The 25,334-nt window shown below is 72.3% G+C and carries 20 protein-coding genes; 10 read left to right on the forward strand and 10 right to left on the reverse strand.

The features are described from left to right. Positions 1–144: 144 nt before the first annotated feature. Entirely contained in the window at positions 145–1,050 is a 906-nt protein-coding gene (locus FLW16_RS25890) for a phosphotriesterase (RefSeq protein WP_142562749.1), read from the reverse strand. Between the two features lie 143 nt (positions 1,051–1,193). Between FLW16_RS25890 and FLW16_RS25895 the strand changes: the two genes are divergently transcribed. Next, positions 1,194–1,796 (forward strand): ABATE domain-containing protein, encoded by a 603-nt coding sequence (locus tag FLW16_RS25895; protein ID WP_142562750.1) that lies wholly within the window; start codon positions 1,194–1,196, stop codon positions 1,794–1,796. A 103-nt stretch (positions 1,797–1,899) separates the two neighbouring features. On the opposite strand, the gene FLW16_RS25900 is transcribed toward FLW16_RS25895, so the two are convergent. Genes FLW16_RS25900 through FLW16_RS25910 form a run of 3 tightly spaced genes read right to left on the reverse strand, consistent with a single transcriptional unit; the run spans position 1,900 to position 4,177 of the window. Continuing rightward, the gene (locus tag FLW16_RS25900) at positions 1,900–2,904 is read right to left on the reverse strand and encodes a YihY/virulence factor BrkB family protein (RefSeq protein WP_142562751.1); all 1,005 of its coding nucleotides are present in this window, start codon (positions 2,902–2,904) and stop codon (positions 1,900–1,902) included. Continuing rightward, positions 2,901–3,782 (reverse strand): DUF3618 domain-containing protein, encoded by an 882-nt coding sequence (locus FLW16_RS25905; RefSeq protein WP_142562752.1) that lies wholly within the window; start codon positions 3,780–3,782, stop codon positions 2,901–2,903. Before FLW16_RS25905 ends, FLW16_RS25900 begins: the two co-directional genes overlap by 4 nt. Then, positions 3,779–4,177, reverse strand: a complete 399-nt coding sequence (locus FLW16_RS25910) for a phage holin family protein (RefSeq protein ID WP_142562753.1) — start codon at positions 4,175–4,177, stop codon at positions 3,779–3,781. The genes FLW16_RS25905 and FLW16_RS25910 overlap by 4 nt, the downstream gene beginning before the upstream one ends. A gap of 492 nt (positions 4,178–4,669) precedes the next feature. On the opposite strand from FLW16_RS25910, the gene FLW16_RS25915 reads away from it, so the two are divergent. From FLW16_RS25915 to FLW16_RS25925, 3 genes are all read left to right on the forward strand, one after another. Continuing rightward, the gene (locus FLW16_RS25915) at positions 4,670–7,018 is read left to right on the forward strand and encodes a glycoside hydrolase family 48 protein (protein WP_396686810.1); all 2,349 of its coding nucleotides are present in this window, start codon (positions 4,670–4,672) and stop codon (positions 7,016–7,018) included. Positions 7,019–7,170: 152 nt separating this feature from the next. Then, positions 7,171–9,552, forward strand: a complete 2,382-nt coding sequence (locus tag FLW16_RS25920; RefSeq protein WP_142562755.1) for a glycoside hydrolase family 9 protein — start codon at positions 7,171–7,173, stop codon at positions 9,550–9,552. Between the two features lie 100 nt (positions 9,553–9,652). Continuing rightward, positions 9,653–10,054 (forward strand): cellulose binding domain-containing protein, encoded by a 402-nt coding sequence (locus FLW16_RS25925; RefSeq protein ID WP_142562756.1) that lies wholly within the window; start codon positions 9,653–9,655, stop codon positions 10,052–10,054. A gap of 121 nt (positions 10,055–10,175) precedes the next feature. Here FLW16_RS25925 and FLW16_RS25930 read toward each other — a convergent pair whose 3' ends face one another. From FLW16_RS25930 to FLW16_RS25945, 4 genes are all read right to left on the reverse strand, one after another. Next, entirely contained in the window at positions 10,176–10,439 is a 264-nt protein-coding gene (locus FLW16_RS25930; RefSeq protein ID WP_139574909.1) for a hypothetical protein, read from the reverse strand. A gap of 121 nt (positions 10,440–10,560) precedes the next feature. Then, positions 10,561–12,936 carry a bifunctional serine/threonine protein kinase/MFS transporter gene (locus FLW16_RS25935; RefSeq protein ID WP_142562757.1) on the reverse strand — a complete coding sequence of 792 codons (2,376 nt, stop codon included), beginning with the start codon at positions 12,934–12,936 and terminating at the stop codon, positions 10,561–10,563. Between the two features lie 59 nt (positions 12,937–12,995). After that, positions 12,996–14,456, reverse strand: coding sequence for a cell wall metabolism sensor histidine kinase WalK (locus tag FLW16_RS25940; RefSeq protein WP_221891294.1), 1,461 nt, complete (start codon positions 14,454–14,456; stop codon positions 12,996–12,998). Between the two features lie 109 nt (positions 14,457–14,565). Further along, positions 14,566–15,294, reverse strand: coding sequence for a response regulator transcription factor (locus tag FLW16_RS25945; protein ID WP_142562759.1), 729 nt, complete (start codon positions 15,292–15,294; stop codon positions 14,566–14,568). Positions 15,295–15,443: 149 nt separating this feature from the next. Here FLW16_RS25945 and FLW16_RS25950 point away from each other — a divergent pair, with 149 nt between their 5' ends. The 3 genes from FLW16_RS25950 to FLW16_RS25960 are packed head-to-tail and all read left to right on the forward strand — an operon-like array spanning position 15,444 to position 18,145. Continuing rightward, positions 15,444–16,817 (forward strand): ferredoxin reductase family protein, encoded by a 1,374-nt coding sequence (locus FLW16_RS25950; protein ID WP_260615584.1) that lies wholly within the window; start codon positions 15,444–15,446, stop codon positions 16,815–16,817. Between the two features lie 21 nt (positions 16,818–16,838). After that, on the forward strand, positions 16,839–17,414 hold the full coding sequence (locus FLW16_RS25955; RefSeq protein ID WP_142562760.1) for an FMN-binding protein: 576 nt from the start codon (positions 16,839–16,841) through the stop codon (positions 17,412–17,414). Then, a complete protein-coding gene (locus FLW16_RS25960; RefSeq protein WP_221891295.1) occupies positions 17,411–18,145 on the forward strand; it encodes an FAD:protein FMN transferase in 735 nt (244 codons plus the stop codon). The genes FLW16_RS25955 and FLW16_RS25960 overlap by 4 nt, the downstream gene beginning before the upstream one ends. Positions 18,146–18,215: 70 nt before the next feature. On the opposite strand, the gene FLW16_RS25965 is transcribed toward FLW16_RS25960, so the two are convergent. Beyond that, positions 18,216–19,367 (reverse strand): FAD-dependent monooxygenase, encoded by a 1,152-nt coding sequence (locus tag FLW16_RS25965; protein ID WP_185949594.1) that lies wholly within the window; start codon positions 19,365–19,367, stop codon positions 18,216–18,218. Between the two features lie 83 nt (positions 19,368–19,450). Between FLW16_RS25965 and FLW16_RS25970 the strand changes: the two genes are divergently transcribed. The 3 genes from FLW16_RS25970 to FLW16_RS25985 all read left to right on the forward strand — a co-directional run bounded on the left by FLW16_RS25970 (position 19,451) and on the right by FLW16_RS25985 (position 24,311). Beyond that, on the forward strand, positions 19,451–20,101 hold the full coding sequence (locus tag FLW16_RS25970; RefSeq protein ID WP_185949595.1) for a TetR/AcrR family transcriptional regulator: 651 nt from the start codon (positions 19,451–19,453) through the stop codon (positions 20,099–20,101). A 184-nt stretch (positions 20,102–20,285) separates the two neighbouring features. Then, a complete protein-coding gene (locus tag FLW16_RS25980; protein ID WP_185949596.1) occupies positions 20,286–23,432 on the forward strand; it encodes an SNF2-related protein in 3,147 nt (1,048 codons plus the stop codon). Further along, positions 23,433–24,311, forward strand: coding sequence for an SWIM zinc finger family protein (locus FLW16_RS25985; protein ID WP_142562763.1), 879 nt, complete (start codon positions 23,433–23,435; stop codon positions 24,309–24,311). It abuts the gene before it with no gap. A 3-nt stretch (positions 24,312–24,314) separates the two neighbouring features. Here the strand turns inward: FLW16_RS25985 and FLW16_RS25990 are convergent, their stop codons facing one another. Next, positions 24,315–25,244 (reverse strand): diacylglycerol kinase family protein, encoded by a 930-nt coding sequence (locus tag FLW16_RS25990; RefSeq protein ID WP_139574900.1) that lies wholly within the window; start codon positions 25,242–25,244, stop codon positions 24,315–24,317. Positions 25,245–25,334: the final 90 nt, after the last annotated feature.

A 25,334-nucleotide genomic window follows, 5' to 3' on the forward strand; every position in this document is an offset into this window, starting at 1 on the left:
CCGCCGGGGTGAGCCCGGTCCGCGCCATCACAGGTCCTGTTCGCGGCCTCGTCCACCCCCGCCAGCGCGGACATGGTGCACTGCTGCTGAGCGGACCCGGCCCCGTCCTTTCTCCTGGTCGAGAAGGCGGGGCCTCTCCCGGGCTCACGGCCGCCGCCATTGCGCCGCGAACGCCCGGGCCGGATTCGCAACGAAGATCGCCGATGCGACGCCGGGGCCGAGCTCCCGCTCGATCCGCGGGCGCAGGCCGCCGAGCAGGAACGGCATGCCCGGACCGTCGGCCCCGGACCTGGCCGCCGCGGTGACCGTGTCACCGCCGAGCAGGATCCGGCGGGAGTGTCCCGCGCCCGCGAGCGCCTCCAGGCAGTCCAGCAGCCGCCAGTCGCCGGCGTGGTGCGCCCGCGACGGACCGTCGAACGCCAGGAAGGCGCCGGCCTCGGCGGCCTCCCTGTGGATGCGCGTGTCCGGGAACCGGTGCAGGTGCCCGAGGATCACGCGGTGCGGAGGGACCCCGTGCGTACGGCACAGCAGGTCGAGCACGTCCATGGCCGCGGTTCCGGCCTCCAGGTGGACGCCGATGGGCGCGTCGGTGGCGTGGTGCGCCTCGGCGGCGGCCGCCATGACGTGCCGCGCGTGGTCGTCGAGCCGGTGATAGGCGCCGGCGACCTTGATCAGGCCCGCTCTCACGGGAGCGGCGGTCAGCTCGCGGACGAACAGGCCGGTCAGCCCGTCGCGGACGCGCCGCAGCTCGTCCGGGTCGTAGTGCCTGGCCTGGTGGAGGCCGGTGGCGGAGACGACGTGCACGCCGGACCGCCGGGACAGGCCCGGCAGTTCCTGCGCCCGCGGCCCCAGCCCCCAGGGGGTCCACTGCACCACCGCACGCCCGCCGAGAGCGGCGAAGGCGTCGAGCTCGGCGAGCGCGGCCCCGGGGTCGTCCAGTTCCTGACCCGGCAGGGCCGGCGAGGCGAAGAACAGATGATCGTGGGCGTCGCAGACCCCCAGCTCCTCGGGCGGTATGTCCCCGAGCACGGTCCGGATGGCCGCCGTCATCGTCCGTCCTCCCGCTCCGCGTCGCCAGGTGCCGGGTCGGCGCCGCTCGTCGTCATGTCCCGCTCCTCCTCGCTGAAGTAACGCCTTGGGCGTTACGAGGAGGACTGTAGTGGATGTAACGGCTGAAGCGTTACGCTGGCTTCGTGACCAGAGACGACAAGCTCGCCTTCCGCTTCGACTGCGGCGGCGTCTGGTTGAACCTGCTCGCCACCAGAGGCCGCACGTTCAGCGCGGCGCCGGTGGAACGGCTGGCCACTCCCGCCCGCCTGGCGGAGTGGCTGGAGCGGTGCGAGCTGTCCCCGGCCCGGCCACCGGGACAGGACGACCTGCACCGCACGTGGGCCCTGCGAGAGGCGCTGCGTGCGCTCGCGCTCGCCACCGTCGAGGAGCGGCCGCCATCGGCGGACGCCGTGGCCCACCTGGCCACGTTCCTCGGCGAGCACGACGATCCGGTCCGGCTGAGCGCCGACGACCGGCTGCGGCGCGAACCCCCGGCGACCACGGCGCACGCCCTGGCCCGGATCGCCCGCCAGGCGGTGGACCAGATGACCGGCTCCGACCGGCTGGCCCTGAAGAGCTGCCCCGAGCCCGACTGCCGGGGCGTTTTCGTCGACCCGCCCGGGCGGCGGCGCTGGTGCCCGTCCCCCGCGTGCGCGAGCCGGGGCAGGGTTCGCGCGCTCCGCGCCCGCCGCAACGCCGCCCTGTCCGGAATGGGCGACGGCGCGCCTCCGTCACCTCAGCCATGACAGGCGCCGTGATCATGAGAGGCGCCGTGATCATGTGAGAGGCCCGGCACAGGGCCGGGCCTTCCTCACGATGTCTTCCGGTTCGCCGATGCCGGGTGCGGCCTTACGGCGCGTCGGCTTCCTGGCGCGCTTCACGCCGTGTCGCGGGAGCCTCGCTCAGGCCCTCCTCGGGCTCGGGGTTCTTCGGGGGATCACGGGGGTCGACGTACGGCTCCGCGGGGGACTCGCCGTCGGCGATCCTGCGACCGCGCTGGAGCTCGGCGTCGAGTTCCGCGCCGCTCAGGATCACGATGTTCGACAGCCACAGCCAGATGAGGAAGACGACCACGGCCGCGAGCGTGCCGTACGTCTTGTTGTAGGAGCCGAACCGCGCGACGTACAGCCCGAAGCCGGCGGACACCACGACCCAGGCCACGACGGCGAACAGGCTGCCGGGGCTGAGCCACCGCACGCCGGGCTGGCGGACGTTGGGCGCGGCGTAGTAGAGCAGGGTGATCATGCCCGCCGCGAGCAGCACGAGGACCGGCCACTTCACGATGCCCCAGACGGTGACCGCGGCGGGCCCGAGGCCGAGCAGGTTCCCCGCGATCTCGGCGAGGCGGCCGGTGAAGGTGACGGCGAGCACGGAGACCGCCATCAGGATCACCAGCAGCAGCGTCAGCCCCACCCGGAGCGGGGTCACCTTCCAGAACGGACGGCCCTCGCGGATGTCGAAGATCGCGTTGGTCGCCCGGATGAACGCCCCCATGTAGCCGGAGGCCGCCCACAGCGCGAGCAGCAGACCCGTGACGGCGAACACCCCGGCGGTGCCCTGGTGCTGCTGGACGTTGGCGAGGCCGGTCTGCAGCATCTGCTGGACCGGCCCCGGCGTCAGCGACTTGATGTTCCCGAGCAGCGAGGCGGTGGCGCTCTGCCCCAGCAGGCCGAGTATCGACACCAGCACGATGAGCCCGGGGAAGATCGAGAGGACGGCGTAGTACGTCAGCGAGGCCGCCCAGTCGGGGACGTTGTCCTCCTTGAACTCCTTGGCCGTGCGCTTGACGACTCCGATCCAGTCGCGGCGCGACAGCCTCTCCAGCGGCCCCTGCTCATCCTCGGGGTCGGTCATCGGTGCGCGAACCTCCGCATGAGCGTGCGACGTGACCGCGGGAGCATCCGGCGACCGCCGAACATGCCGGTCCCCCCGAACATGCTCTTCCGGCCGAACATGCCGCTCTTGCGGCCGAACCTGCTCATGCCGCCGAGCGTTCTCTTCCCGCCGAACGCGCCCTTGCCGCCGAGCGGGCCCATGCCGCCGAACCTGCTCTTGGCGCCGAACATCCGGGAGCCGAACATGCGAGGTCCGCCGCGCGGCATCCCGATCTTGCCGGACGTGCCGAACATCCCCCTGCCCATGCGGGCTCCGCCGGCGCCGCGCATCCTCGGCATGCCCTTGCCAGAGATGCCCGGCTTCTGGAACATGCCGGACACACCGGGCCTCGTCATACGACCCTGGCTCCGGGTGATCCGGCGCAGCAGCAGCAGCGCGGTGCCCGCGGCTCCGGCGGCGGCGATCAGGCCGGAACGGCGCTTCGCCTGCTCGCCGACCCTGCCTGCGGCTCCGCGCAGCGGCTGCGGCGTGGCCTCGCGCACGCGCCCGGTGACACCGGCCACCCTGGCCCGCGCGGCCGCGGTGGTCGCGTGCACGCGTTCCTGCGCCCGCGCCTTCACGTCGGCCTTGGCGGCCAGGGCCTCGATCGTGTCGCCGAGGTGGTCGCGGGTCCGCTCGATCTCCTGGCGGACCTCGGCGATCTCGTCGTGCCCCTTGTCCTCGTGTTCGCCTCTGGTCTCGGTGTCCCGGGCCGCGGCGACGGGCTCGGGGCCGGGCCGCGACTGCCGTACGGCGTTCAGCGACTCCGGCTCGGTGACCGGCTCGGACACGTCCTGTCTGTGCACACCCACGGTCCCGGCGTTCGGCCGGGCCGCTCCGGGATCGGTCTCGGTCATCTGCGCGCACTCTCCTTCATGACGTCGATGTCTGCCTTGAGGCTGCGCATCGCCTCGTCGGGAGTGGGCGGCGCCGCACGGGACACCTGCTCCTTGCCCACCAGGGCGACCAGCCCGGCGAGCGCCAGCAGCGCGGCGCCGACGATCAGGGCGCTGGCCCAGGCCGGCAGCACGAGCGCGAGCGCCAGGATCGCCGCGGCCACGAGGGCTCCCCCGCCGTAGAACGCGATGAGGCCCGCGGCGCCGAGCAGGCCCGCGCCCATGCCCGCGCGTTTGCCCTTGCGAGTCATTTCCAGCCGCGCCAGCCGCAGTTCGTCGCGGATCAGCCGGGAGACGTCCTCGGACAGCCGGCGGACGAGTTCGCCCGTGGACGGCGACTCCTTCTGGATGGTCATGGCCTGCCTCCCTTCCAGGGTTGGGAAGCGCCTACCCGCAGCCGAGAGCCCTAACCACGGGCCCCGGCGGGGTGAACGGCCAGGCTGTTACACATGAAAGTTTCAGTTATGAATTAGCGCCACATCCGCCAGACGCGGGCAAAAGGCCAGCAAGGGGCCCCGGCTCACCGCCCGAGGGGGTCACCGCGTGAGGCGTCGGCAACCCGTCATTGACATACCGGGGGCCCAATCCACAATCCTGAGGTGGGAGCGCTCCCATCGTATCGGTTCAGATCCACCCTTGCCCGCATCGGCCGTGAAATCCGCTACCTGGCATTTCTCCATCCGATGCTCCCACCCCCAACCCACTTTGGAGACCCTCCTCAAATGCGAACGAGAGCTCTGAGTACGGGAGCGCTCCCACGATCGCGGAGACGGCTCGCCCTGCTGGCGGCCGCCTCCGTGTCCGGCGGCCTCCTCGTCGGGCTGGCGCAGACCCCCGCGTCCGCCGCCGTGTCCTGCGACGTCCAGTACGCGCTTAACTCCTGGGGTTCCGGATCGGGCGGTTTCACGGCCAGCCTGGACATCAAGAACCTGGGCGACTCGATCAGCAGCTGGACGCTCAAGTTCAACTTCCCGAACGGGCAGAAGCTGTCGAACGGCTGGTCGGCGAACTGGAGCCAGAGCGGCGCCACCGTCACGGCCACGAACATGTCGTGGAACGGGAACCTCGGCACCGGCGCGACGACCAACGTCGGGTTCCAGGGAACGTGGTCCGGCAGCAACAACAAGCCCACCTCGTTCTCCATCAACGGCGTGACCTGTGGGGCGACCGTCAGCCCGTCCCCGAGCCCCTCGCCCAGCCCGTCCGCGTCGCCGTCGGCGAGCCCCTCCGCCAGCCCGTCGGCGTCCCCCTCCGCCTCCCCCTCGGCGTCGCCGTCCGCGTCGCCGTCGACGAGCCCCTCGCCGGGGAACAACCAGTACATCAACAACTTCATGACGATGTACAACAAGATCCACGACCCGGCCAACGGGTACTTCTCGCCCCAGGGCGTGCCGTACCACTCGGTCGAGACGCTGCTCGTGGAGGCTCCCGACCAGGGCCACGAGACGACGTCGGAGGCGTTCAGCTACTACCTGTGGCTGGAGGCGATGTACGGCAAGATCACCGGTGACTGGTCGAAGTTCAACACCGCGTGGACGACGATGGAGAAGTACATCATCCCGTCGCACGCCGACCAGCCCACCAACGACAAGTACGACGCCAGCAAGCCGGCGACGTACGCGGGTGAGTGGAACGACATCAGCCAGTACCCGTCGAAGCTGGACAACAGCGTCAGCGTCGGCAGCGACCCGATCGCGGGCGAGCTGAAGTCCGCCTACGGCACCTCCGACATCTACGGCATGCACTGGCTGCTGGACGTCGACAACACCTACGGCTACGGCCGCTGCGGCGACGGCACCACCAAGCCGGCGTACATCAACACCTACCAGCGCGGGCCCGAGGAGTCGGTCTTCGAGACCATTCCTCAGCCGTCGTGCGACACCTTCAAGTTCGGCGGCCCGAACGGGTACCTCGACCTGTTCACCGGCGACAGCAGCTACGCCAAGCAGTGGAAGTACACCAACGCGCCGGACGCCGACGCCCGCGCCGTCCAGGCCGCCTACTGGGCGCTGACCTGGGCGACCGAGCAGGGCAAGCAGTCGCAGATCTCCACCTCCGTGGCCAACGCCGCGAAGATGGGCGACTACCTGCGCTACGCGATGTACGACAAGTACTTCAAGCAGCCCGGCTGCACCAGCACCTCCTGCCCGGCGGGCACCGGCAAGAACGCGTCGAACTACCTGCTGTCCTGGTACTACGCCTGGGGCGGCGCGACCGACACGTCGGCCGGCTGGGCCTGGCGCATCGGCTCCAGCCACAACCACGGCGGCTACCAGAACCCGATGGCGGCCTGGGCGCTGTCGAACGTCAGCGCGCTGAAGCCCAAGGGCGCCACCGCGGTCACCGACTGGTCGACCAGCCTCACCCGGCAGATCCAGTTCTACAAGTGGCTGCAGTCGGCCGAGGGCGCCATCGCCGGCGGCGCGACCAACAGCTGGGAGGGCCACTACGCCGCCCCGCCGTCGGGGCTGCCGAAGTTCTTCGGCATGGCCTACGACTGGCAGCCGGTCTACCATGACCCGCCGTCGAACCAGTGGTTCGGCTTCCAGGCGTGGTCGATGGAGCGCGTGGCCGAGTACTACTACGCCACGGGCAACGCCGACGCCAAGTCGGTGCTCGACAAGTGGGTCACCTGGGCGCTGTCCGGCACCACGGTGAACTCCGACGGCACCTTCCAGATCCCGTCGACGCTGCGCTGGACCGGCCAGCCGGACGCCAGCTTCAGCGGCCCGGGGATGCCGCCGGCCAACACCGGCCTGCACGTGACCATCGCCGACTACACCGACGACATCGGCGTGGCCGGTTCGTACGCCAAGACGCTGATGTTCTACGCGGCCAAGTCGGGCAACGCCCAGGCCAAGAGCACGGCCAAGGCGCTGCTCGACGGCATCTGGAAGAACAACCAGGACGCCAAGGGCGTGTCGGTGGCCGAGACCAAGACGGACTACAACCGCCTCGACGACCCGATCTACGTCCCGTCCGGCTGGACCGGCAAGATGCCGAACGGCGACCCGATCAACAGCAACTCGACCTTCATCTCCATCCGGTCCTGGTACAAGAACGACCCGGACTGGCCGAAGGTCCAGTCGTACCTGAACGGTGGATCGGCTCCGGTCTTCCACTACCACCGCTTCTGGGCGCAGACCGACGTGGCCACCGCGCTCGGACAGTACGGCCTGCTCTTCCCCAACGGCTGAGCACGCCCCGTAAGCCGGGGTGCGGTGTCGCCTGACCCTTCACCGCACCCCAAGGAAGTGTCCCGGCGGGACACGACCGAGTAAGCCGGGGCGCGGCGGCGCCTGACCCGCCGCCGCGCCCCCGACCCCCCACCTATGTGAGGCACATCTCCATGCGGCGTACGTTCCCGGCACTGGCGGCGCTGATCATCTCCACCGCGGTCGTCCCGGCCGCGGTCCCCATGTCGGCTTCCGCGGCCCCGGCGTTCAACTACGGCGAGGCGTTGCAGAAGTCGCTGTTCTTCTATGAGGCCCAGCAGTCCGGCACGCTGCCGTCCACCAACCGCGTCACCTGGCGCGGCGACTCGGCGCTCAACGACGGCAAGGACGCCGGCCTGGACCTGACCGGCGGCTGGTACGACGCCGGCGACCACGTCAAGTTCGGCCTGCCGATGGCGTTCAGCACGACGATGCTCGCGTGGGGCGCGGTGGACTACCGCGACGCCTACGCCTCGTCCGGGCAGCTCACCTACCTGCTCAACAGCCTGCGCTTCGTCAACGACTACTTCGTCAAGGCGCACCCCTCCCCCAACGTCCTGTACGGCCAGGTCGGCAGCGGCAACGCCGACCACGCCTGGTGGGGGGCGGCCGAGGTACTGCCGATGAGCAGGCCCTCGTACAAGATCGACTCCTCGTGCGGCGGAGCCGACCTGGCCGGTGAGACGGCGGCCGCGATGGCGGCCTCCTCGATGGTCTTCCGGCCCACCGACCCGTCGTACGCCGACAAGCTCCTCACCCACGCCAAGCAGCTGTACACGTTCGCCGACACCGTGCGGGGCAAGTACAGCGACTGCATCACCGACGCGGCCAACTTCTACAAGTCCTGGAGCGGCTACAACGACGAGCTGGTGTGGGGCGCCATCTGGCTCTACCGCGCCACCCAGGACTCCTCCTACCTCGCCAAGGCCGAGTCGTACTACGCCAACCTCGGCACCGAGCCGCAGTCGACCATCAAGTCGTACAAGTGGACGATCGCCTGGGACGACAAGTCGTACGGCTGCTACGCGCTGCTGGCCAAGCTGACCGGCAAGCAGCAGTACGCCGACGACGCGAACCGGTGGCTCGACTGGTGGACGGTCGGCGTCAACGGGCAGAAGGTGAACTACTCCCCCGGCGGCCAGGCCGTGCTCGACTCGTGGGGCTCGCTCCGCTACGCCGCCAACACGGCGTTCGTCGCGCTCTACTACAGCGACTGGCTGACCGACGCCACCCGCAAGGCCCGCTACCACGACTTCGCCGTGCGGCAGATCAACTACGCGCTCGGCGACAACCCGCGCAAGTCGTCGTACGAGATCGGCTTCGGGACCAACCCGCCGCGCAACCCGCACCACCGCACCGCGCACGGCACCTGGACCAACAACCTGAACGGCGAGCCGGAGCAGAGCCGGCACATCCTGTACGGCGCGCTGGTCGGCGGCCCCAAGTCGGCCGACGACGCCTACACCGACAGCCGTGCCGACTACACGATGAACGAGGTCGCCACCGACTACAACGCCGGCTTCACCAGCGCGCTGGTGCGGCTGTACAAGGAGTACGGCGGCACGCCGCTGGCCAACTTCCCGGTCGCGGAGACCCCCGACGGCCCGGAGATCTACCTCCAGGCGTCGCTCAACGCCACCGGCCAGAACTTCACCGAGATCAAGACGATGGTCTACAACCACTCGGCCTGGCCGGCCCGCGCGCTGTCCGACGGTTCGTTCCGCTACTACTTCACCCTCGACGGCGACACCACGCCGAGCCAGATCACGCTGACGGCCAACTACAACCAGTGCAAGCCGCCGACCGGCCCGACGCAGTTCTCCGGCAGGGTCTACTACGTCACGATCGACTGCTCGGGCCAGGTCATCGCGCCGCAGGGGCAGTCGGAGTCGCGGCGTGAGGTGCAGTTCCGCATCGCCAGCTCGGGTTCGTGGGACCCGTCGAACGACTGGTCGTACACCGGGGTGTCCACCACGCCGTCCACGCCGGCGACGGTGCAGAACATGACGCTCTACTCGGGATCGACCAAGATCTGGGGCAACGCGCCCGGGACCGAGCCGTCCCCGTCGCCCAGCCCGTCGGTCTCGCCGTCGCCGTCGCCCAGCCCCTCGGTCTCCCCGTCGCCGTCGCCCAGCCCGTCGGTCTCCCCGTCCCCGTCGCCCAGCCCCTCGATCTCGCCGTCCCCGTCGCCGTCGCCCAGCCCGACGGTCTACGGCAAGGCCTGCACCGCCACCTACAAGGTCACCAACGCGTGGCAGGGCGGCTTCCAGGCGGACGTCACCGTACGCAACTCCGGCACCTCGGCCGTCTCCGGCTGGACGGTGGCCTGGTCGTTCCCGAACGGCCAGACCGTCTCCCAGCTGTGGAGCGGCACCGTCAGCCAGAGCGGGTCGAACGTCACGGTGAAGAACCTGTCCTGGAACGGCAGCCTGAGCGCCGGCGCCACCACGAGCTTCGGCTTCACCGGCACCGGCTCGGGCACCGTCCCGTCGTCCGTCACCTGCACCCCCGCGTAGCCCGCTTCCCGGGCTCGCCCGAGTCCGCCCGCCTTCCCCAGACGGACCCCTCTCTGGGGGAGGCGGGTATCCACGTCAGCGCCGAGCAAGGGAGAGATCGATGATCAGACAGACGATCGCCACGGCAGCCCTGATCCTGGCGACCGCGGGGATCACGGCGGTCCCGGCGGCCGCGGACTCGATCGGCTGCACGGCGACCTACACGATCACCACCGTGTGGGGCGGTTCGCAGAGCCACGGCGCGGTCGCACAGGTGACCGTGCGCAACAGCGGGTCGTCGGCGATCAAGGGCTGGCGCGTGTCGTTGCGATACACCGACGGCACCGTCGTCACCCAGGTAGGGGGAGCCGTGTCGCTTCCGGTGATCGGCCTGCCGGGCATCTACGCGTTCGGCAACGAGAGCTACAACGGCGACATCCCGATGGGCGGCTCGACCGCCTTCGGCCTCATGACCAGCGGGGGCGGCGACAGAGCTCCCAGCATCACCTGCACGCCCGCCTGACGACCCGCGACAGGCCCGCACCCACACAGACGATCCCCCCGGGACACACTCCCGGGGGGATCGTCGTCTTCCGTTATACGAACCAGACGCGAGCGGACATGTCACACTGTGTCATGCCGGATCACCACGACTCGGGAGGCAGGTTCACGTCGCCGACACGGTCGTAGATGACGGTCTCGTCCGCCAGCCTGACGACCACAACGCGGCGGGCGAGCCCCGCTCTCTCCAGCGCCTTCGCCGACTCCACGGCGTTCTTGGCGTAGTGGTAACGGTCACGGCTACCGGTGAACGGGCTCTCCCTGTCGCACCTGACCTCGTAGCGGTCATCCGGCCAAGGGTGGGTAAGCCCGTCAGCAGTGCGGCGCTCGGTAGCGGTCGCGGTCATTGCACACCTCTCTTGTCGCGGAGGGACCTCCGCTAAGAAAGACCCCCCCTGCCCCCCCAACGCCTAAGTATTCCTCATATGCAACATTTGTTTCACGGCACCCCCTCGAATGGGGTCGTGGTCAGGAACCCGCCCGGCGGGGCTCGCGCGCGGGCAGGAACAAGGCGGGGACCACGGTGAGCGCGGCGACCACCAGCGTCACCCAGAACGCCGGGCGGTATCCCGAACTCCAGGTGCCGGAGACGGCGAACCACCCCAGCACCACCGCCATCGTCGCCGTCCCCGCGGCCCCGCCGGACTGCAGGCCCATGGCGTTCGCCGTCGTCGCCGCCGGAACCTGCGCATCCGGCAGCGACTGGTAGAGACTCGCCATCAGGGGCGTGCCCGCGAACGCGAGCCCGACGCCGCGGACGAACAGTGCCGCGACCAGCATCGGCATCAGATCCGAGGGCGCCGGGGCGAGGGCGAAGGGAAGCGTGCCGGCCGCGACCAAGGCGAGGCCGGCGAGGACCGGCAGACGCGCGTTGCGCGAGACGTCGGCGAGCCAGCCGGCCGGGAGCACCGCGACGAGCGTGCCCACCCCCTGTGCGGCGAAGAGCAGCCCGGCCTGCGAGGCCGACAGGCCGGCGTCGGTCTGGAAGTAGAGCGGCACCAGGAACGCCGCGGCGAAGACGAAGTGGTGGAGCAGCGACGCGGAGGCCGAGGCGGCGAACGCGCGGTCGCGGAACAGGCGCACGTCCACCACCCGGGGCCTGGTGGACCTGGCCGCCCACCCCGCGTAGGCCGCGAGCAGCCCCACCCCTGCCGTCAGGGGGAGCGCGACCTGGAGCGTGGCGACCGAGGCGGGCCCGCCGACCTGACTCAATCCGAAGACGACCGCGGTCAGCCCACCGCTCAGGCAGATCAGCCCGCCCACGTCGAGCCGGCCGGCGGCCGCCGGGTCGGGTGCCGAGGAGGGGATCACGGCGGACAGAAGGCTCGTCAGCAGCAGCAGGGGGACACCGAGCAGGAAGATCCACCGCCACGACAGCACGTCGACGACCACTCCCGCGACGACGGGCCCGGCGATGGGCGCCACCTGTACGGCCACCGCGATCAGGGCCATGGCCCGGCCGAGCCGTTCGCGGCCCGCGACCTCAACGGCGAGGATGCGGCTCAGCGGGAGGATCATTCCGGCGCCGAGCCCCTGCAGTACCCGGAAGGCGATGAGGGCGCCGAGCGACCAGGCCAGCCCGCACAGGACCGAGGCGGCCAGCGACAGGACGAGCGCGGTGATCCAGACCGCCTTCGCCCCGAACCGCTGAGCCAGCCATCCCGTGACGGGAATGATCATCGTCGAGGCCGGCAGGTAGGCGCTGATCACCCATTGCGCGCCCTCGTACGACCCTCCCAGGTCCCTCCAGAGCGTGGGCAGGGCCGTCCCGATCGCTGTTCCGTCCAGAAGCACCGTGAACCCGCCCAGCGCCAGCACCGCCGCGACGATCATCGGCGGCGCGCCGCGTCCCCGGCCGGCGGGAGGCCGCGGGCCGGCGGCGGCCGGGGGCGGGGAGGACAGCGGCAGCGTGCGCGGCGGCGGGACGTCGGAGGGCCGCGTCCCGTCGTACGGCGGTGGGCCTGCGCCGGGACCGGAGTGGGCGGCGACGCGGGCGCCTTCTTCGAGCAGGGTGTCGGCGGGATGGCCGGCGCCGAGGAGGCTCAGCAGGATCTGCCGGGCGGAGGGGCGGCGGGCGGGGTCCTTGGCCAGGCAGACGGTGAGGATCTCGCGCAACGGGCCGGTCAGTGCGCCGTCGAGGGGGCCCAGGTCGGGGTCGGCGTGCAGGATGCGGTGCATGACCGCGGGGATGGAGTCCTGCCCGAACGGGGTGGCCCCGTTCGCGGCGTAGGCCATCGTGCAGGCCCAGGCGAAGACGTCGGCGGCAGGACCGACCGCCTGCCCCGCGATCTGCTCGGGTGCCATGTAGGCGGGGGTGCCCACGACCGCGCTGGACATGGTGCCGGTGGCGTCCAGCGCCCGCGCGATCCCGAAGTCGATCACCCGCGGCCCGTCCGCGCCCATGATCACGTTGCCCGGCTTGAAATCCCTGTGCACCACCCCGGCCTCGTGGATCGCCGCAAGCGCGGTCACCGTCGCGATCGCCAGCCGCTCCAGCCCGCTGCCCCGCACCGGCCCGCCCGAGGCGATCACCTCAGCCAGCGACGGCCCCGCCACGAACTCGCTGACGATGTAGGGACGATCCCCCGCCACGTCGGCGTCCAGCACCCGGGCCGTGCAGAACGCCGCGACCCTGCGCGCGTGGTCCAGTTCGGCCGCGAACCGGGCACGCGCCCGGTCGTCGCCGGCGAACCGCGCGTGCAGCAGTTTCACCGCCACCGGCTCACCGCTCGGGGCCAGGCCCTGGTAGACGGTCCCCTGGCCGCCCTCGCCGAGCAGGCCGACCAGCCGGTAGAGGCCCACCTGCCGCGGATCGTCGGTACGAAGCGCCCGTAACCCCGCCATGTCCCCCTCCCCGTATCGGACGGGGGCGACACTACCGGAACCGATCATCACGGTCCGGATCAATCGAGAAGCTCTTTGCCCGACTCCACAGGGCCGGCGGGCAGCACCACGCGGAACGCCGTACGGCCGGGACGGCTCTCGACGTCGACGGTGCCGCCGTGCGCGGCCACCACCGCCCTGACGATCGCGAGCCCCAGGCCGCTGCCGCCCGAGGCCCGGGTGCGGGCCTTGTCGGCGCGGACGAACCGCTCGAAGATCTCTGCCTGCAGGTCGCCGGGGATGCCGGGGCCGTCGTCGGTCACGGTCAGCTCCACCTTGTCCGGGCCGGGCACGCACAAGGCCACGGTCACCGTCGTGCCGGACGGGGTGTGCGCGCGGGCGTTGCCCAGCAGGTTGGCCACCACCTGGTGGAGCCGGTCGGGGTCCCCGGGCACGGTGACCGGCTCCTCGGGCAGGTCGAGCCTCCAGCGGTGGTCGGGCCCGTAGGCGCGGGCGTCGCCGGTGGCGTCGATGGCCAGGCGGGTCAGGTCGACCTCCTCGCGCGCCAGCGGACGGCCGGCGTCGAGCCGGGTCAGCAGCAGCAGGTCGTCCACGAGCGTGCCCATGCGGGCCGACTCCGCGTCGATGCGTTCCAGGGCGTGCCGCACGGCGCCGGGAACGGCCTCCTCGTCGCGCCGGGCGAGCTGGACGTGGGCGCGGACGGCGGCGAGCGGGGTGCGCAGTTCGTGGCTGGCGTCGGCGGCGAAGGTGCGCATCCGCTGCTCGCTGGCGTGGCGGTGGGCGAGGGCACGCCCCACGTGGCCGAGCATGCGGTTGAACGCCTCCCCCACCTGGCCGATCTCGGTGCGGGGGTCCTCGTCGGGCACCCCCTCGGGCAGCGCCACCTCCCCGTCGGCGAGCGGCAGGCGGGCCACGCGCCGGGCCGTGGCCGCGACCCGGTCCAGCGGGCGCAGCGACAGCCTCACCCAGACGGCCCCGGCGATTCCGGTCACGAGCACGACGACGGCGAACACCCCGATCTCGGCGATCTGCAGGCGCCGCACGGTGGTGCGCACGTCGTCCAGCGGCAGGCCGGTGACGAGAAGATCCCCGTCGGGATCGCGGACGCCCATCAGCCGGTAGTCGTCGAGGCCGCCCGAGGCCAGCTCCACCGTGTGCCCGAGCCCGTCGGGCGGGACGGCGGCCAGCGCCTTGCGGTCCGCCGCCGACAGCACCGGGTCGGCCCGGCCCACCACCGCGACACCCACCTCGCCGTCCCGGACGAACGCGCCCAGCGTGCCGGTCGCCTGGCCGCGCGAGTCCCCGCGCTCGCCGTACGGATTGCGCGGATACCCGTGCTCACGCTCCTCGTGGACCAGGCTCGCCGCGAACCGCCCGGCCGTCACGGACAACTGCTGGTCCAGCCGTTCGACCATGAACCGTTCGAGCAGGAGGGACGAGGCCGCCCCGGCCGCCGCGCAGGCGAGCACGAGCAGCACCAGCGTGCCCACCACCAGGCGGGCCCGCAGCGTCGTCGGCACCAGGCGAAGGAGGCGGCGCGTGCGCGGCACCGCCCGGCGCGGCACCGTCCTGGCCGGCGCTGTCCTGGACGGCGCTGCCTGGCGCGGCGAGCCGGTCACGGCGGACCGGTCACGGCCGCAGGACGTATCCCACGCCCCGCACCGTGTGGATCAGCGGCCTGCGGCCGGCGTCGATCTTCTTGCGCAGGTAGCTGATGTACAGCTCGACCACGTGCGCCTGCCCGCCGAAGTCGTACGACCAGACGCGGTCGAGGATCTGCGCCTTGCTCAGCACGCGCCGGGGGTTGCGCATGAGGAAGCGCAGCAACTCGAACTCGGTCGGCGTGAGCTCGACCAGCTCCCCGTCCCGGGTCACCTCGCGGGCGTCCTCGTCCATCATCAGGTCGCCCACCACCAGCCGGTCGCCCTCGGCGCTGCGCGCCATGCCGGCGCGGCGCAGCAGCCCGCGCAGCCGGGCGAGCACCTCCTCCAGGCTGAACGGTTTGGTCACGTAGTCGTCCCCGCCCGCCGTGATGCCCGCGATGCGGTCCTCCACCGCGTCGCGCGCGGTCAGGAACAGCACGCACACGTCCGGGGCCTCGGCACGCAGGCGGCGCAGCACCTCCAGCCCGTCGAAGTCGGGCAGCATCATGTCCAGCAGCACCGCGTCGGGCTGGAACTCCCGCGCCTCCTGCACGGCCGACGTCCCGTCGCCCGCAGTGCGCACCTCCCACCCCTCGTACTTCAGCACCGCGGCGAGGACCTCGACGAGGTCCGGTTCGTCGTCGACCACGAGGACGCGTACGGGGTTTCCGTCGGGGCGGACCAGTCCGGGCTGGTCGTTCGAAGTCTTACGCATGATGGTTACAGGGTCCTCCCCGCTCACCGGGCCTACCCTGTGAGTCACCTCAGAGAATCCTATGAATGGTCCGCAGGTGCCCCGGTTCATAGGAAAACAAGAGGTTCCATTGGCACGGTGGGTCGCGTGATGACGACGAGGAGGCATCCGTGACCACCACCTTCCCGGGGGCAGCGGTGACGACCGGGCACGCGCATCCGCCGCGACGGAGCGTGCGCGCCCGCCCCGAGGCGGTCCTGACGCTCATCGCCGCGGGCGTGGTGGCGGTCATCGGCATGTGGTGGGCGAACACGCCCAGCGTCGCGGGCTTCGACGACTGGCTGACGAACGCGGGGCGCATCACCGGGCTGCTCGCGGGATACGCGATCGCCGTGCTGCTGGCGCTGATGGCCCGGGTCCCCGCGCTGGAGCGCGGCGTCGGCTCCGACCGGCTCGCCCGGTGGCACTCCATGGGCGGCCGTTACGTCGTCGGCCTGGTGGTGGCGCACATGCTGCTGATCATCTGGGGTTACGCGCTGACCGACCGCACCGACGTGGTGAGCGAGACGGCGACGCTGAACCTCACCTATCCCGACGTGCTGAAGGCCACCGTCGCGCTGCTGCTCCTGGTGGGCGTCGGGGTCGTCTCCGCCCGCGGGATCCGCCCGAAGCTGCGCTACGAGACCTGGTTCCACCTGCACTTCTACACCTATCTGGCCGCGTGGCTGGCCTTCGGGCACCAGCTCGCCACGGGCGCGGAGTTCGCCGTGGCCCCGGTCGCCCGCACCTTCTGGTACGTCCTCTACTGGGGCGTCGCGGCGCTGATCGCGTGGTACCGCTTTCTCACGCCCGTACGGCTGGCCGTGCGGCACCGCCTGAGGATCTCCCGGGTGGTGCCCGAGGCTCCCGGAGTCGTCTCCGTGTACGTGACCGGACGGCGCCTGGACCGGCTGCGGGCCGAGCCCGGCCAGTTCTTCCGCTGGCGGTTCCTGACCAGGGACCTGTGGTGGTCCCCCAACCCGTACTCGCTGTCCGCCCCGCCCGGCGCGAGCGAGATGCGGATCACGGTGAAGGACCTGGGCGACCAGAGCCGCTCTCTCGCCGCGCTGCGGCCCGGCACCCGGGTGCTCGCCGAGGGACCGTACGGCGCGTTCACCGCGAGCGGGCGCCGGGCGCGCAAGGTGCTGCTCGTCGCGGGCGGCGTCGGCATCACGCCGCTGCGCGCGCTGTTCGAGTCGGTGCCGGCCGCCCCCGGCGACCTGACCCTCCTCTACCGTGCGCGCGACGAACGGGACCTGGTGTTCCGCGCCGAGCTCGAGGAGATCGCCACGGCGCGCGGCGCGACCCTGCACTACTGCGTCGGCCCCCGGGCCGTGATCGGCGACCCGTTCACGCCCGCGACGCTCGCCGGGCTGGTGCCGGACCTGCCCGGCCACGAGGCGTACGTCTGCGGGCCGGCCGGGATGACGGGCGCCGTCACCGCCGCCCTGCGGGCCGCCGGGGTGCCGAAGCGCCGCATACACCACGAATCGTTCGAGTTCTGATCGTCCTGGATTGGGAGTTCCATGCGCAGAGCCATTCTGGCCGTGCTCGCGACCGCCGTCGGTCTCGTGCTGCTGCTGTCCTTCAAACCGCACGAGGTGACCTCGCTGGCCGAGCGTCCGGCCGCCGTCACGCGGGGCGGTGACGCCGGTGACGGCGACCGCGTCCAGAGCGGGCGGGGCCCGGACGACGGCTTCTTCGGCCGCGACCACGACGAGTTCGGCGACGGGGGCGGGGGCCGCCCCGGCGAGGGCTTCTCCGGCTCCTCCGATTCCGGGTCGGCGTGGACCGGGCAGGGCGCCACCGCGGGTGCCACCAGCGGTGAGAAGACCGTCACCGGCGACTCCGCCGACACCCGCTGGGGTCCCGTGCAGGTGCAGATCGTGATCTCCGGCGGGCAACTGGCCGGGATCAAGGTGCCGGTGGCCCCCGCGAACAACCGCCGCGACCTCGAGATCAACAACGAGGCCCTGCCGATCCTCAACGAGGAGGCGCTGTCGGCGAGGTCCGCCCAGATCGACACGGTCTCCGGCGCCACCTACACCAGCGACGGGTACATCCGCTCCCTGCAGAGCGCGCTCGACAAGGCCGGCCTGTGACACGCCACGTCGAGCACGTGATGGGCACCGTCTTCTCCTTCGACCTACGTCACTCCGGCGGACACGACGACGCCGAGCCGTACGTCGCGGAGGCGGTGGCCTGGCTGCACCACGTCGACGAGGTCTTCTCGACCTACAAGCCGGACAGCCCGGTCAGCCGGCTGGGCCGGGGTGAGATCGCCCTGGCCGACTGCCCGCCGGAGGTGGCCGACATCCTGCGCATGTGCGAATCGGTGAGCGACCGGTCCCGCGGATACTTCACGGCGTATCCGGGAGGCCGCCTCGACCCCTCTGCCATCGTCAAGGGATGGGCGGTCGAACGGGCCTCCGCCATGCTGCGCGAGGCGGGCGTGCCGGACCACTGCGTGAACGGGGGCGGGGACGTGCGGCTGTCCGGCGCGGCGGTCCCCGGCCGCACCTGGCGGGTCGGCGTCGCCCACCCCCTCCGCCCGGGAGACCTCGCCGCCGTGGTGTCGGGCAACGACCTCGCCGTGGCGACCTCGGGCACGGCGGAGCGCGGGGCGCACGTCATCGACCCCCACACCGGCAGGCCCGCCACCGAGCTGGCCTCGGTGACGGTGATCGGGCCGGACCTCGCCCTGGCCGACGCGTACGCCACCGGCGCCTTCGCCATGGGCGCCGCCGCCCGGGAGTGGGTGGAGGAGCTGGACGGCTACGAGGCCTTCGCCGTCACCGCGACCGGCGCCACCTGGCGGACCTCCGGCCTCTGAGGGGACGACGCGCGGGCCTGCGCCGGCGGCCCCGACCCCGGGTGGCCGGCCGGGTCCGCCACCGGCACACTCACCACGCGAGAGCGTGCTTGAGCCGTGTGGCGGCGGCCACGGCGGGCCACAGGCGGGTGGCCAGGTTCCTGGCGAGGATGCCGCCCCGCGTCGCGGGGGCCAGAAGTGCCGACGCCTGCGCGACGTTGCGCTGTTTGGGCTCCACCAGGCGCCGGTGCACCGCCTCGTACCGCAGAAAGGCCGCCGCGGGATCGCCCGAGTGGGCGGCCAGCGCCTCGGCGAGGGTGAACGCCCCCGCCATGGCCAGGGTGGAACCGTCCCCGAACAGCGACACGCAGGACGCGGCGTCGCCGAGGAGCGCGACGCGGCCCTTCCACCACCGGGGCAGGCGCACCTGGCTGACGGAGTCGAAGTAGAGGTCGCCGGCGGTGCGCACGTGTTCGAGCAGTTCCGGCGCCCGCCACGACACGTCCGCGAAGGCGTCGATCAGCATCCGCTTGTGCTGCTCGGTGTCGCGGTGGTCGAACCCCGGCGCCGCCGGGCTGCGGTAGAGGAAGAACGCGCCCGCGGGCCGGGGATTGACGGCGATCGCCTTGCCGGGGGTGTTGTGCAGGAGAATGTCCCTGCCCGCTCCGGCCGCCCCCTCGGGGAGCGGCGTCGTCGCGACGTACAGGCCCATGTGGCGTACGGGCCCGCCCTGCGGTGCCCCCGTCTCCTCGGCGAACGTCAGGCGCCGCGTCACCGAGTGCAGGCCGTCGGCTCCGATCACCAGGTCGAAGCGGCGGGGGGCGGCATGCTCGAAGGCGACGTCCACCCCGTGCTCGTCCTGGCCGAGCGCCGTGATGGAGTCGTCGAAGAGGAACTCGGCGTGGTCGCGGCTCGCCCCGTACAGGATCGACGCGAGGTCGCCGCGCGGCACCTCGACCTCGCCCGGCCGCTGCACGGCGCGCATGTCCATCCGGCCGACCCGCCTGCCCGCCGCGTCGACGAAGCTGACCCCCGTCGTGCCGGTGGCGGCCCGGCGCAGCCGGGGCATGACGCCCATTCGTTCCGCGACCGTGACGGCCGGCCCTCTGACGTCCACCGGGTTGCCGCTGGACCGGGGCTTTCCCCCGCGTTCCACCACCGTGACCCGGAAACCGTGCCTGGCCAGCCAGTAGGCCAGCGTCGGGCCCGCGATCCCCGCTCCCGAGATCAGCGCTGTGCTCATCATGTGCCCCCTAACCGGAAGGATTTCCTCCACATAAGCGACGGTATCCTAACCGGAGGAAAATCGTCCAGATCCCTGGTGAGGTGGCAGTGGAGAAGGGGCTGCGCGCCGACGCGCGCCGCAACCGGGACCTGATCGTCTCGGCGGCCCAGGAGCTGTTCCTGGAGCAGGGCGTCGACGTGCCGCTGGAGGAGGTCGCCCGCCGGGCCGGCGTGGGCGTCGGCACGCTCTACCGCCGCTTCCCCGACAGGGACGCGCTCCTCCGGGCGGTCGGCGAGGAGAGCCTGCGCCGGCTGGTGGACCTGGCGGAGACGGCCTGGCGCGAGGAGCCGGACGCCTGGCACGCGTTGTGCCGTTTCCTGCGCGGCTCTGTGGCCCTGCGGCTGGGCGTGCTGCCGGCGAAACTCGAACCGCACCTGCACCAGCGGATGCGCGTCGGCCAGGACCTGCACGAGATGCGGCAGCGGGTGATCGCCGCCGTCCTGCGGATGATCGAACGGGCGCAGGCGGACGGCGTGCTGCGCGCCGACGTCGGCCCCGGCGACATCGCCCTGCTGATGACCCTGAACGTGTACACGCCGCCGGGTATGCACAACGAGCAGGCCATGGGGCGCGTGGTGGAGATCATGCTGGACGGCCTGCGCGCCGGCGCGGAATCGCCCCTCCCCGGAACTCCGCTCGACGGCGACGACCTGCGCCGCTACACCGACGTACGGATCCCGCCCACCGAGTGACGAGGCGTGACGCCGCCCTGCTCAGGCAGGCGAGCGCGGTGCGTTGTCCGCAGGGGGACGGCGGAGGCGGATCGGAAGCCCGTTTCCGCTGCTAGCGTTCCGAATTGGCGGGAGGAGACGGCGTGCTCGTGATTCACGCGGCCTGCGGCGGCGGGCGGCTCGCACTCGGGGTGGAGGAAACGGCGTGGTCGTGATCCACGCCGCCTGGAACGGCGGGAGACTCGTGCTCTGGGCGGAGGAGACGGCCGGCGCGGAGCCGGTGGCCTCCCGCGCCGAGGTGCGCCCTCACCCCTTCGCCGCCCCGGCGAGCACCCTCGCCGCGGAGCTGCCGCGCTGGGGGGACGCCGCGGCCGAGGCGGCGGGCAAGGCCGTGTCCGGCGAGGCGGTGCTGCTGCTGCCGAGCTCGGCGACGAGTCCCCTCCCCTCGCCGGAGACCGGCCTGCGGATCACCGCGCGCCGCCCGAGGATCAGCCCGTGGCGGGTGCCCGTGCTGCTGATCGAGCCGGGGCCCGCGCTGCGGCTGCTGACGGCGACGTTCGAGCCGCCGCCCGCCGCCGGGCCGTCCCTGCGCTATCTGGCGGTCGTCGCCGCCCACGCCAGGGACCTGGTGAGACACGGCCGGGTGCTGCCCCAGCTCGTCGACGAGGACGGCGGCTACGCGGCGCGCTGGCGGCCGGTGTTGACCGGCGCGCACGCCGACCGCTTCCGCGAGCTCGCCGCCGCCATGCCGCCGGTCTGCCGGGCCGTGGGCGAGGAGCGGCCGTCCGCCCATGTGCTGATCGAGGCGCTTGCCGGCCTGGCCGACGCCGCCGTGCGGCAGGCACTGCCGGAGCGCCTGCTCGGCGGTCACCGGCCCGGGCCGCGCGGTCCCCTGGCCGACCGGTGGACGGTGGCGCTCACCGGGGACACGGCGGCCCTCCCCGGCGCGCGCCGGGAGGAGGCGGAGGCGCTGGCCCGGCCGCTGGAGGACTGGTTCAGGGCGGCCCACCAGCTCGACGGCCCGGTCAGGGTGTGCTTCCGCCTCGTCGAGCCCCTCCCGGCCGAGGAGCAGCCCGGCCACGAGGCGACCGCGAGCCCGGGGACGGCAGCCGAGGAGGGCGCGGCCCATGCGGAGCCGCCGGTCCTGCCGGACACTGCGGCGCACGCGGATACCGCCTCCCGGAGGAACGCCGCAGCCGAGGCGGGCGCGGGGGCGTGGCGGGTGGAGTTCGCCCTCCAGTCGGCCGAGGACCCTAGCCTCTACGTGCCCGCTCCCCTCATCTGGGCGGGCGAGAGCATGCCCGGCCTGCCCGGGCGGCCGGACGAGACGCTGCTCGCCGGCCTGGGCCGGGCGGCCCGGCTCTATCCGACGATCGACCACGCGCTGCGGGAGGCCCGGCCGGCGCATGTCGGCCTCGACGTGGAGGGGGCCTTCCACTTCCTCCGGCACGCCGCGCCCCTCCTCCAGTCGGCCGGGTTCGGCGTGCAGCTGCCCGCGTGGGCGGGCCGCGCCCGGCTCGGCCTGAAGCTCACCGCACGGTCTCGCTCCGGGCCAGGGGCCGCCGCCGACCAGGGGTTCGGGCTGGCGCAGCTCGTGGACTTCCGGGCCGAGCTGGCCGTCGGCGACGAGACGATCAGCGAGGCGGAGCTGGCCGAGCTGGCCCGGCTCAAGGTGCCGCTGGTCCGGCTGCGGGGGCAGTGGGTCGAGCTGGACGCCCGGCAGCTCGGGGCCGCGCTCAAGGCGGTGGAGCGCCGTGGTTCGGGTCAGATGACGATCGGGGAGGTCGTCCAGGAGGTGGTCCACGGCGGGGACGACGAGCTCCCGCTCGTCGAGGTGGACGCCGACGGCCTGCTCGGCGACCTGCTGTCCGGCGAGGCCGACCGCCGTCTCGAACCCGTGGCGACCCCGGCCGCCTTCCACGGCACGCTGCGGCCCTACCAGGAGCGCGGCCTCGCCTGGCTCACCTTCATGTCCCAAATCGGACTCGGCGCCATTCTTGCGGACGATATGGGGCTCGGTAAGACTCTTCAGACATTGTCCCTGCTTCTCCGCGAACGTGAGCAGGGAGAGCAGGTGGGGGCGACGCTGCTGGTGTGCCCGATGTCGCTGCTCAGCAACTGGCAGAAGGAGGCCGCCCGCTTCGCGCCCTCGCTGGACGTCTACCTCCATCACGGCACGAGCCGCCTGCGCGGCGAGGAACTGGACGAGCGGGTGCGCGTGGCCGACCTCGTGCTCACGACGTACGGCACGGCGTTGCGCGACCACGACACCCTGGCCGGGTTCCCCTGGGCCCGGGTCGTCTGCGACGAGGCCCAGGCCATCAAGAACGCCGCCGCCCGGCAGGCCCAGGCGGTGCGCTCGCTCCCGGCGCGGACGAGGCTGGCGCTGACCGGCACCCCGGTCGAGAACCATCTGGCCGAGCTGTGGTCGATCATGGAGTTCTGCAACCCCGGCCTGCTCGGATCGGCGAGGGCCTTCCGCGACCGCTACCAGGAGCCGATCGAACGGCGCGGCGACGAGGTGGCCACGACCGCGCTCAAGCGGGCCACGGGCCCGTTCGTGCTCCGGCGCCTGAAGACCGACAAAACGATCATCTCCGACCTGCCGGACAAGATGGAGATGAAGGTCTGGTGCACGCTCACCCCTGAGCAGGCGAGCCTCTACCAGGCGGTGGTCGCGGACATGATGGACAGGATCGCCGGCAGCGAGGGCATCGAGCGGCGTGGGAACGTCCTGGCCGCGATGACCAGGCTCAAGCAGGTCTGCAACCACCCCGCACACCTGCTCAAGGACGGCTCCCGGCTGACCGGCCGGTCGGGGAAGCTGGCCCGGCTGGAGGAGCTGGCCGAGGAGATCCTCAGCGAGGGAGACAAAGCGCTGGTCTTCACGCAGTACGCCGAGTTCGGCTCGATGCTGCAGCCCTATCTGGCGGCGCGTCTCGACCGTCCGGTGCTGTGGCTGCACGGCGGGCTGCCGAAGAAGACGCGCGACGCGCTGGTGGAGCGGTTCCAGACCGAGGACGAGCCGATGATCTTCCTGCTGTCGCTCAAGGCCGCCGGCACCGGGCTCAACCTCACCGCCGCCGCCCACGTCGTGCACGTGGACCGGTGGTGGAACCCCGCCGTGGAGAACCAGGCCACCGACCGGGCGTTCCGCATCGGCCAGACCCGCAACGTGCAGGTCAGGAAGTTCATCTGCACAGGGACCCTGGAGGAGCGGATCGACGAGATGATCGAGCGCAAGAAGGCCCTGGCAGAAAGCGTCGTCGGGACGGGCGAGGACTGGATCGCCGGGCTGTCCACGGCGGAGCTGCGCGAGCTGTTCCGCCTGTCCCCCGAGGCGGTGAGCTGAATGCCGGTCGGGCGGGACGGCTGGTTCGAGGCCGCGCGGCCCATCAGGGTCGAGGGCGGCATCAAGGCGCGCTCGAAGCGGGGCTCCATCGGCGAGCAATGGTGGTCGCGGCGGTTCATCGACATCCTGGAGCGCGTCTGCGACGCGGGCAGGCTGAGCCGGGGGCGGGCCTACGCGCGACGGGGCCAGGTGCTCGACCTCGACCTCGGTCCCGGCCTGGTGCAGGCCCGGGTGCAGGGCTCGCGCCCGGAGCCGTACGACGTGAGCGTGCGGGTCACGGCCTACGGCGCGCGGGAGTGGGCGGGGCTGGTCGAGGCGCTGGCCGCGCAGGCCCTCCACCGGGCCAAGCTGCTCGCCGGGGAGATGCCGCCGGAGATCGAGCAGGTCTTCGAGGCGTGCGGGCTGCCGCTGTTCCCGGGCGAGCGCGGCCTGGACATGGCCTGCTCCTGTCCCGACTGGGGCTTTCCGTGCAAGCACCTGTCGGCCGTGCTCTACCTGCTGGCCGAGGCGTTCGACGACGACCCGTTCCTGGTGCTGGCCTGGCGGGGCATGGGCAGGGAGGCGCTGCTCGACGCCCTCCGCGCCACCGGCGGAGGCGGCCACGCCGGCGACGTTCACGGCGGCCGCGTTCAGGGTGGGCCCGGCGGCGGTGTACCCGGGCTGCTCGATGTGGCCGACGTTCCGTTCGCCGAGCGGATCGGCGACTTCTACGAGGCCGGCGCCTCACCGGCCCGCCTCGGCCCGCCGGCCGATCCCGGGTCGCCTCCCGACCTGCTGCTGCGCGCGCTGGACCCGCCGCAGGTCAAGGCCAGGCACATCCCGCTCCTCGACCTGCTGCGGCCCGCGTACCGGACTCTCGCGGCCGAGGAGAACGAGTAGGGATCAGGTGTCCTCGAAGCTCTGCGGGACCATCACCCGGACGCCGTTCGGGATGGTCCTGAGCACGAGCGGGGTGCGCAGCCGCACCTCGCCGTCGATGTCGGCCGCCATCGGCGGGTCGGTCTCCAGCAGCATCTCCTGACCGGTCACGAAGGGCCCGCCCGCGAGGCTGGTCCACCTGCCGGTGGTCGCCCGCACGAGGGTCTCCCCGAGCAGGCGCAGCCGCTTGCCGGAGCCGAGCTGGTAGGCCACCAGCTTGCGGTTGTCGATGCTCACGTCCCTGGCGATCTGCCAGCCGCCGTGGAATCGGCCGTTGGCGATGTTGAGCTGGTGGGTCAGCAGCTCGTGGCGCTTGCCGTCCACCGTGATGTAGGCGCGGAACGGCCGGTGCCTCGGCAGGATCGTGATCGCGGTCAGCGGGTAGGCCGCCCGGCCGAGCATCCGCTTGAGCCACGGCTTGACGGTGCCCGCCACCTCGACAGAGACGCCGAAGCTCGCGAGGTTGGCGAAGGGCCGGTCGCCGCAGATGCCGAGGTCGATGTCGGCCACCTTGCCCTCGGTGAACACGCCGATCGCCCCGGCCAGGTCGAGCGGCAGCCCCAGGCTGCGGGCGAAGTTGTTGGTGGTGCCCAGCGGCAGCACGCCGAGGGCGACGTCGCGGCCCGCCACGTGCCTGACCGAGCTGCTCAGCGTGCCGTCGCCGCCGCCGACGACGAGCAGGTCGGGGCCGGAGTCGAGCGCGCGGGTCAGGATGTCGCGCAGCCGCGAGGGGTCGGTCACGGGATGGACGCCCGTGAGCCGGAAGTCGCGCTCCTTCAGCAGCCGCAGCACCTCGGCGTAGTGGCGGCGGCCCCGCCGGGACTTGGTGTTCACGACGACGGCGGCCTTCCGCTCCCGGTGGATGGCCGCCGTATGCTCCGCCTTGCTCCGCACGGTCACATGCTAGGGGCCGCCGCGGCCGGGCGCGCGGCCCCGGGCACGAGTGTGCCCGGCTGCCGTCCGGAGCGGACGGCGGCCGGGCAC

This window comes from Microbispora sp. KK1-11 (assembly GCF_006874435.1).
Classification (GTDB): domain Bacteria; phylum Actinomycetota; class Actinomycetes; order Streptosporangiales; family Streptosporangiaceae; genus Microbispora; species Microbispora catharanthi.

Coding starts and splice junctions, on each gene's coding strand:
- FLW16_RS25920 (WP_142562755.1), top strand. CDS start 7,171: ATGCGGCGTACGTTCCCGGCACTGGCGGCGCTGATCATCTCCACCGCG.
- FLW16_RS25905 (WP_142562752.1), bottom strand. CDS start 3,782: ATGACCGAGACCGATCCCGGAGCGGCCCGGCCGAACGCCGGGACCGTG.
- FLW16_RS25925 (WP_142562756.1), top strand. CDS start 9,653: ATGATCAGACAGACGATCGCCACGGCAGCCCTGATCCTGGCGACCGCG.
- FLW16_RS25935 (WP_142562757.1), bottom strand. CDS start 12,936: ATGGCGGGGTTACGGGCGCTTCGTACCGACGATCCGCGGCAGGTGGGC.
- FLW16_RS25945 (WP_142562759.1), bottom strand. CDS start 15,294: ATGCGTAAGACTTCGAACGACCAGCCCGGACTGGTCCGCCCCGACGGA.
- FLW16_RS25965 (WP_185949594.1), bottom strand. CDS start 19,367: ATGAGCACAGCGCTGATCTCGGGAGCGGGGATCGCGGGCCCGACGCTG.
- FLW16_RS25900 (WP_142562751.1), bottom strand. CDS start 2,904: ATGACCGACCCCGAGGATGAGCAGGGGCCGCTGGAGAGGCTGTCGCGC.
- FLW16_RS25910 (WP_142562753.1), bottom strand. CDS start 4,177: ATGACCATCCAGAAGGAGTCGCCGTCCACGGGCGAACTCGTCCGCCGG.
- FLW16_RS25890 (WP_142562749.1), bottom strand. CDS start 1,050: ATGACGGCGGCCATCCGGACCGTGCTCGGGGACATACCGCCCGAGGAG.
- FLW16_RS25985 (WP_142562763.1), top strand. CDS start 23,433: ATGCCGGTCGGGCGGGACGGCTGGTTCGAGGCCGCGCGGCCCATCAGG.
- FLW16_RS25955 (WP_142562760.1), top strand. CDS start 16,839: ATGCGCAGAGCCATTCTGGCCGTGCTCGCGACCGCCGTCGGTCTCGTG.
- FLW16_RS25930 (WP_139574909.1), bottom strand. CDS start 10,439: ATGACCGCGACCGCTACCGAGCGCCGCACTGCTGACGGGCTTACCCAC.